Source organism: Protofrankia sp. BMG5.30, assembly GCF_001983005.1.
Lineage (GTDB): Bacteria > Actinomycetota > Actinomycetes > Frankiales > Frankiaceae > Protofrankia > Protofrankia coriariae.
The window spans coordinates 1-6,661 of record NZ_MOME01000059.1; the positions used below are offsets into that span (position 1 = coordinate 1).

Consider the following 6,661-nt stretch of genomic DNA (forward strand, 5'->3'; position numbering starts at 1 on the left):
ACACCGGTCAGACGCCGCTGCCGCTTCTTCACGATCCGCGGCTCGAACGTGCCCTCCCGGTCCCTCGGAACCGAGATCTCCACCTCACCGGCCGCCTCGGAAACGACCGTCTTCGTCCGGCTGCCGTTACGGACGTTGGTCGATTCCCGCTCCGCCGGTACCCGGTTCTTCTCATGGCCGAGATGCTCGGTCATCTCCTCGGCCAAAGCCGTTTCCAGCACCGCCTTGGTGAACAGCTTCAACAGCCCGTCCGGCCCCGTCAGCGCCAGCCCACGCGCCTTCGCGTCCGCGACCAAAGCCGCCGCAGCGGCCTGCTCCGGCGACAGCTGCCGCCCCGATTCACGATCTTGCTTGCGAGGGGTCATATCACCCGATGTCATCACTCACAGTGCCCATCCCGCCGGACCCCGAGGGCCCGGCGTGTCGGGCCGGAAACACCGATCTTGAAACAGTCCCCACCGTGCTGCACCTGGGCTGCGGTCTGGACACGCGTGTCCACCGCGTCGACCCCGGCCCCGGCGTGCGGTGGTTCGACGTGGACTATCCCGATGTGATTGACCTTCGCCGACAGATATATCCGTCGCGTGGGGGTTACGAGACGATCGGTGCGTCCGTCACCGATCCGTCCTGGTTGACGCAGGTGGCGGGTGATCTTCCTGTGTTGGTGGTCGCCGAGGGTCTGACGATGTATCTGAGGAAGAACGAGGGCGAGGCGCTTTTCCGGCGGATCGTGAACCGTTTTCCCGGTGGCCAGTTCGTCTTCGACGGGTTCAGTAGATGTGGCATTCGGATGCAGCGGTTCAACCGGGCGATCCGGGTTGCGGGGGCGACCGTCTCGTGGGGCATGGACGGTTGCGCGGAGCTTGAGGCGATTGATCGTCGGCTGCGGTGCGTGACAGCCACGGGCGCTTTCGACATCGACGGCTATGAGAAGCTGCCGACGGGCTACCGCCTGCTGGCCAGGGTGGCGAAGCTGTTCCCCGCGCTGAGAAGGATGGCGGTCTTCTACCGACTGGAGTTCTGACGGGTGCCGCCGCCCGGATCACACCGCGCTTCGGGCACCGGTACTCGCCTGGCCCAGGAGCCAGCCCGCTCGTAGCCGCCCTCGCTGTACCCACGGTTCGGCGGACGGTCGCCTGCGGGTGCTCGGCGCCGTCGGCGTCGGCGCAGTCGCGAGGTGCTGGCCGGCAGTACGGATGTGGGGGCGGTCTCGTTCCACGTCCCTGCGGACGGACGAGGTCATGCCGGTCGGGGTGCTGCCAGGACTTCGACGAGCCGGCTGGTGAACGCGTCGGGGTGGCTGACGAAACCGGCGTGGCCGCCGGGAAAGTCGACGAGTTCGACGCCGAGGAGGCGATCGCGGCCCGCGCCGGCGGCGACCCGGACGACCTGACGGTCCGGGTGCTCGCGGCGGCGGTGGCCGCCGTCACCCGGGTGGCGGCCGAGTACTGGCTGGACAACGACGAGGCTGTGTTCACCGACATCCTCCAGGTCGCGGTTCGCCAGGCCACCGGGATCATGGACAGCAGGACCGCGGACCGCGGAACCACAGACGACGGAAGTGCGGACGGCAGGGCACGGACGGTGAGAACGCAGCCGGAGGAACAGCCCTGACCGGCCATGCCGGCCGCCGGCACATCACAGGTCGAGCCCTGAAGGCGGCGTTGCAACAGGCGGCACGTTGCAACGGGCGGCTTCGCGACAAACAGCGTCAGGTGGGGCAGGCGCAGCCTGTTCTTGCGGTTTGTTCCGTGCTCTTACGGTTTGTTTCTGCGATTTGGCTGTTTTCGCGGCCCTTTTCCGCCGGAAGCTTTCTTCTTTCTCTTTTCTCGCCAGGAAGCTCCCAGCGCGTTGTCGATGAAGTCGAAGATCTCGTCGTCGGAGGCATCGGGCGCGGGCGCAGGGAGGCCGCTCGGCATGCTCCGGCTCGAGGCCGTCCGGACGGGCTCCGTTCCCGCTCCTGTCGGCGCCGTTCAGTGTGTCGAGCAGGGCGCGCAGGCAGGTGGCGACGGCCGTGCGCCCGTCATCGCCCGCGGTGGGGGCGGGCAGGTAGCAGTAGGTTCCCTCACCGTTGAAGAGCTCTTGATCTGTACGATAATTTGTACTGTCCAGTACATTTTTCGATACGAGATCGAGGTGCTCATGGTTCAGGAACAGGGCGACCGTCTGGATCCCGCGTTGCTGCGGCTGATCGGCGTGCTTCTGCTGGGCGGCCTGATGGGGCTGCTCGACGGCACGATCGTCAACGTCGGGGTCGACACCCTCGGGCGGTACTTCGGCACTTCGTTGAGCACGGTCGGATGGGTCGCCACCGGCTATCTGCTCGCGGTGACCGTGGCCATCCCGCTCAGTGCCTGGGCCACGGACCGGTTCGGCAGCCGGCGGATGTGGCTTGCGGGGCTGTCGGTCTTCCTCGTCGGCTCGCTCGCGAGCGGGCTGGCCCCCTCGATCGAAACTCTGATCATCTTTCGGGTGATCCAGGGCTTCGGGGGCGGCATGCTGGACCCGATCATGCTCACGCTGCTGGCGCGCACGGCGGGCCCTGCCCGGGTGGGGCGGGTGATGGGGCTGATGGGTGTCGTCATGCCGCTGGGTCCCGTCCTCGGCCCGATCGTCGGCGGTGTGATCATTCAGAGTCTGGACTGGCGGTGGATGTTCCTGGTGAACCTGCCGATCGGGCTGGTGGCGCTGGTGTTGTCGCTGCGGGTGGTGCCAGCCGATCCGCCGCGGGCCGAGCGCGCTGCCAGCCGGCTCGACGTTGTCGGGGTGGCGCTGCTGTGCCCGGCGTTCGCCATCCTCGTCTACGCGTTGTCGCAGGCCGGGGAGGATGCAGGCTTCGGCGCCACCCGGGTGCTGGTGACGCTGGCGGTCGGCGGTGGGCTGCTTGTCGGCTACGTCGTGTACGCGCTGCGGGCCCGCGGCGCGGCACTGATCGATCTGCGGTTGTTCACCAACCGTGGTTTCAGCGCGAGCGTCACGGTGATGGCGATCACCGGGGTGATGTTGTTCTCGATGCTGTTCCTGGTGCCGTTGTACTACCAGCAGGTTCGTGATCACGAGGTGTTGGCGGCCGGGTTGTTGCTCTCGCCGCTGGGTGTGGGTTCCTTCATCGCGATGCCGATCGCGGGACGGCTCAGTGACCGGGTCGGCACCCGGGCGCTGGTGCCGGCCGGCGCGTTCGTGATCGCGCTGAGCATGCTGGTGTTCACACAGGCCGGGCCGCACACCGGCGAGGTTGGTCTTGCGGTGTCCGTGTTCGGGACGGGGCTGGGGCTCGGTTTCRTGGGTGCTCCGACCATGGGGGCGCTGTACCGGACGTTGCCCGCGGAGTCGGTGGCGCAGGGGACGTCCGCGCTGTACGTGCTCAACCAGTTGGGTGCTTCGCTCGGTATCGCGGTCGTGGCGCTCATCCTGCAGAGTCGGGCGTCGGACGGGGCATCCGTCGAGACCGCGTTCCACCCGGCTTTCTGGTGGGTGTTCGCCGGGGCGCTCGCGGTGCTGGCGGCGGGCTGGTTCCTGCCGGGTCGGCCCGCGCGGCTGCCCGCCGCCGTCGTCGAGCCGAACATCAGCCAGCCCGTCCAGACTTCGTGACCTGCGGGTGGGCGGCGGGACGCCGGGCCCCACCGCCTACCAACCAGCGGTCGAGGTGATCACCAGTGGCCGGCCCGGCTGGCCTTTTCGGTGGCTTTTCCCGGTACCCGCGTCCCGCGTGCGCGTGCTGGTCAGCCGGTGGCCAGTTCGTCTTCGACGGGTTCAGCGGACGTGGCATTCGGATGCGGCGGTTCAACCGGGCGATCCGGGTTGCGGGGGCGACCGCGGCGCGGCCGTCTGCTCCGAGGGCCGTACCGCGTGGTTGCCTGGTGGCTACGCTCACTTCAGGCAGACGCTGCGAGTAGATGTCACGATCCTGTTCGGGGCCTCTGGCGGCACAGCCATGAGGCGCTGACCGAGAACACGGATACGGAGGCGGTCGAGGCGATGGTGGCCGCCGGCACTGTCTCGCGCCGGGGCGCCGCGTTCCGTGGCCGACGTCGGATATCGCTGATCAGTGTCCGTACCGTCTGGAGCCTTACCGCCGAAGGGAGCCCGTGAGCATGAAATTAGGTGATCTCGCTGAGCGTCCGGCGACGCCGGCGCGTCGGGTCGCTGTCCTCGAGCTGTTGACCGGCGGCCGTGTGACGGAGGCGCCGTCGTCAGGGCGGTATGGYGCCGGGCGCTGCGAGGTGGCCCGGTGAGCGCGGCGGAGCCCCTGCTCGGCCTGCGGTGGGGGATCAAGGCGACCTTTCTCACCTACATCGCCCGGATGCCCGACGGTCAGGGCAGCATCAGCGGCGGCGCGCAGCCCGCCGAGAACGACGAGTTCGTCTTCGAGCCGGATCCGTCGGCCGCGGTACCCGAGGGCGTCGACGGTTTCTGGGCGTTCCGCGGCGATGTCCGTTTCCAGGGCCATTTCGGGCTGCTGTACGTGCGGATCGCCGACCCGCACGTGGTGCTGCGCGGCACGGAGGCCGAGCTGAACGTCGTCGAGCCGTTCGAGTCCGAGACGAAGCCGAGGATTCCCCTGGTGCGGTTCACCCCGCGGCCCGGCACGGCGCCGCCCGGCCTGCGGACCTGGGAGGCCGAGGACGTGCGGCTGCTGGCCGAGGGGGCCGGGCTGTTCAACAACGTGTACTCCGTGGGGGAGCCGTTCGAGCCGCTGAGCATCACCCTGCCGGCCACCTCCCAGACGGGATGATCTCATCCGGACGGGATGAACTCGTGTAGCCAGTCCCGTCGGGGAGAACCCGCCAGCCAGTCCCGCGCGGGAGGGTGGTGCGGCGTGCGGACGTGCAGGCGCCCGCCGCGTTCCTCGACCGCGCGGGTGCGCCGCATCTCCGCGAGCAGGTCGGCCGCCAGCGTCTCGGCATCCGTGTCGAACATCTTGCTCGCATGGTCGACGAGCCACGGCTGCCGCGCCAGGTAGGTGTCGACGTCGTCCAGCGGGATGCCGTCACGGATCATCAGGGCGAACGCGAAGATGCGTTTGCAGGCGTGCCATCCGGCGCGCTGCGGGTCCGCGCGCATGCGTTCGTACCGTGCGTGCGCCGCCGCGAAGACCGCGGGCGGGTCGAGGATGGGGCCGCCGTGGCCGGGCAGGGCCGTGCGCACGGCGAGCCGGCTGAGCCTCGCCACGGTGTCGAGTGCGACATCGATCGCGGCCGGGCCGTCCAGGGCGAGGTTGAGCCAGCCGACGTCGTCGGCGTGGATGGCGTCCCCGAGGACGAGCAGCCGCTCCTGCGGCTCGTAGAAACTGAGGTGGTGCGGTGTGTGCCCGGGAGTGGGCACCACCTCCCACTCCGACGGCCCGGCTCGCAGCGTCTGCCCGGCCTCGAGAGCGTGGTCGACGTGGTATCGCTCGACCGGCTGGTCGAGCCATGCGGACAGGCACGCGTCCGCCCGCCGGCTGTTGATCGCCTGGGCGTCCTCGCGGGCGGCGGCGACCGCGATCCCGTGGACGTCCCGCAGGCGGGTGTTCACGCCGACGTGGTCGCTGTGCCAGTGGGTGTTCACGACCAGTTCGACGTCCGTGATGCCGATGCCGGCCGTGGCCAGCGCGTCCTCGATACGCGAGGTGTCGCTGCCGAACCCGGAGTCGAAGATCACGCGAGATCCGTCACTGGTCGCGATCACGTTGGCGCTGGGGAAACCCACCGCCAGGAAGTGCAGCCAGCCAGGTATGCGCAGGGAATCTGACGGCACGGCGTTCCCCCTTCCGGCGGCGACATCGCCTTCGGCCCTCCCGCGCCTCCGAGCCCGCGGTATCCAGGCTCGGACGTTCGTACTTGGACGACCGATAGTTGGAGGCCCAAATAATAGTAGTCATCCGCGCCTCATGGAAGATCCCGGAACCCGCGTCCCACCCGGCTCCAGCGTGCGTTCACCAGCCAGGAACTGCCGGTGACGATGCTCCTGGTCGAGCGGGCCGAGGCGTCCAGGGTGAAGGTCCGGCTGGTGAAGGATCCGGTCACGCAGGCACTCGAGGACGCGTGGGCTCTCGTCAGGACCAGGAGCCTGCCCGCGGCGGCGCGAACCCACGTGCTGCCCAGTTGTCACCGCCCGCCGGGGCGGCCGGCAACGCAGTCGTCACCGGCCGCCCGGGCGGCATCGCGGGAGAACGGCGGTGCCGCCTACCGGCCGCCGGCGGTCAGCTCGTCGGCAGGCGCCCGCAGAGTCGTCGTCCTGCCTGTCCCGCGGAGGGGCGTAGACGGTGAAGGCGTAGACGGTGAAACAGCCCAGCTGATCGATGAGCCCTGGTACCTCGGGTAGCCGCGACGACGCTGGGATCATGTGGCCGGTCTCTGGCTGGCAGGGCCGGTGGTGTCGAACCGGCGGCTCATCGATCGTCACTCTCGATGGGGATGGCGGGCTGGGCGCGTTCTATTCGCTACCGTACGCATCCGCCGTATACCGGTTGATGATCAAATGTGTCGAGGCGCCGGACGGCCACTGCTGATCTGGGTGTGGCTGCTCTGTCATTTCTGTCGTTGTCGATCGCCGTTAGGTGATGAAATATCCGAATAGCGAGTTATACTCGTACACATGTTCGATTCCACAGTGGCCGCTGTCGCCGCCGAGGCCACCGCGGCCGTGCCCGCCACCGCCACCGGCGCCCAGGCGTACG

The 6,661-nt window shown here is 68.9% G+C and carries 7 protein-coding genes; 5 read left to right on the forward strand and 2 right to left on the reverse strand.

Going from position 1 to position 6,661, the window contains the following annotated elements; genetic code table 11:
• On the reverse strand, positions 1-365 hold a 365-nt coding region (locus tag BL254_RS22860), incomplete at its 3' end, for a transposase (protein ID WP_175648456.1).
• Positions 366-373: 8 nt separating this feature from the next.
• On the opposite strand from BL254_RS22860, the gene BL254_RS22865 reads away from it, so the two are divergent.
• From BL254_RS22865 to BL254_RS22880, 4 genes are all read left to right on the forward strand, one after another.
• Complete coding sequence (locus BL254_RS22865) at positions 374-1,024, forward strand: class I SAM-dependent methyltransferase (protein WP_254858444.1); 651 nt, start codon at positions 374-376, stop codon at positions 1,022-1,024.
• A gap of 272 nt (positions 1,025-1,296) precedes the next feature.
• Entirely contained in the window at positions 1,297-1,614 is a 318-nt protein-coding gene (locus tag BL254_RS22870; protein WP_047225283.1) for a hypothetical protein, read from the forward strand.
• A 528-nt stretch (positions 1,615-2,142) separates the two neighbouring features.
• Positions 2,143-3,591 carry a DHA2 family efflux MFS transporter permease subunit gene (locus tag BL254_RS22875; protein WP_076845094.1) on the forward strand — a complete coding sequence of 483 codons (1,449 nt, stop codon included), beginning with the start codon at positions 2,143-2,145 and terminating at the stop codon, positions 3,589-3,591.
• A 640-nt stretch (positions 3,592-4,231) separates the two neighbouring features.
• Complete coding sequence (locus BL254_RS22880; RefSeq protein ID WP_076845096.1) at positions 4,232-4,735, forward strand: HtaA domain-containing protein; 504 nt, start codon at positions 4,232-4,234, stop codon at positions 4,733-4,735.
• Positions 4,736-4,737: 2 nt separating this feature from the next.
• On the opposite strand, the gene BL254_RS22885 is transcribed toward BL254_RS22880, so the two are convergent.
• Positions 4,738-5,739 carry an MBL fold metallo-hydrolase gene (locus tag BL254_RS22885; RefSeq protein ID WP_083731319.1) on the reverse strand — a complete coding sequence of 334 codons (1,002 nt, stop codon included), beginning with the start codon at positions 5,737-5,739 and terminating at the stop codon, positions 4,738-4,740.
• 198 nt (positions 5,740-5,937) lie between these two features.
• Between BL254_RS22885 and BL254_RS27440 the strand changes: the two genes are divergently transcribed.
• The gene (locus tag BL254_RS27440) at positions 5,938-6,306 is read left to right on the forward strand and encodes a hypothetical protein (protein ID WP_175648458.1); all 369 of its coding nucleotides are present in this window, start codon (positions 5,938-5,940) and stop codon (positions 6,304-6,306) included.
• The last annotated feature ends 355 nt before the right edge of the window (positions 6,307-6,661 follow it).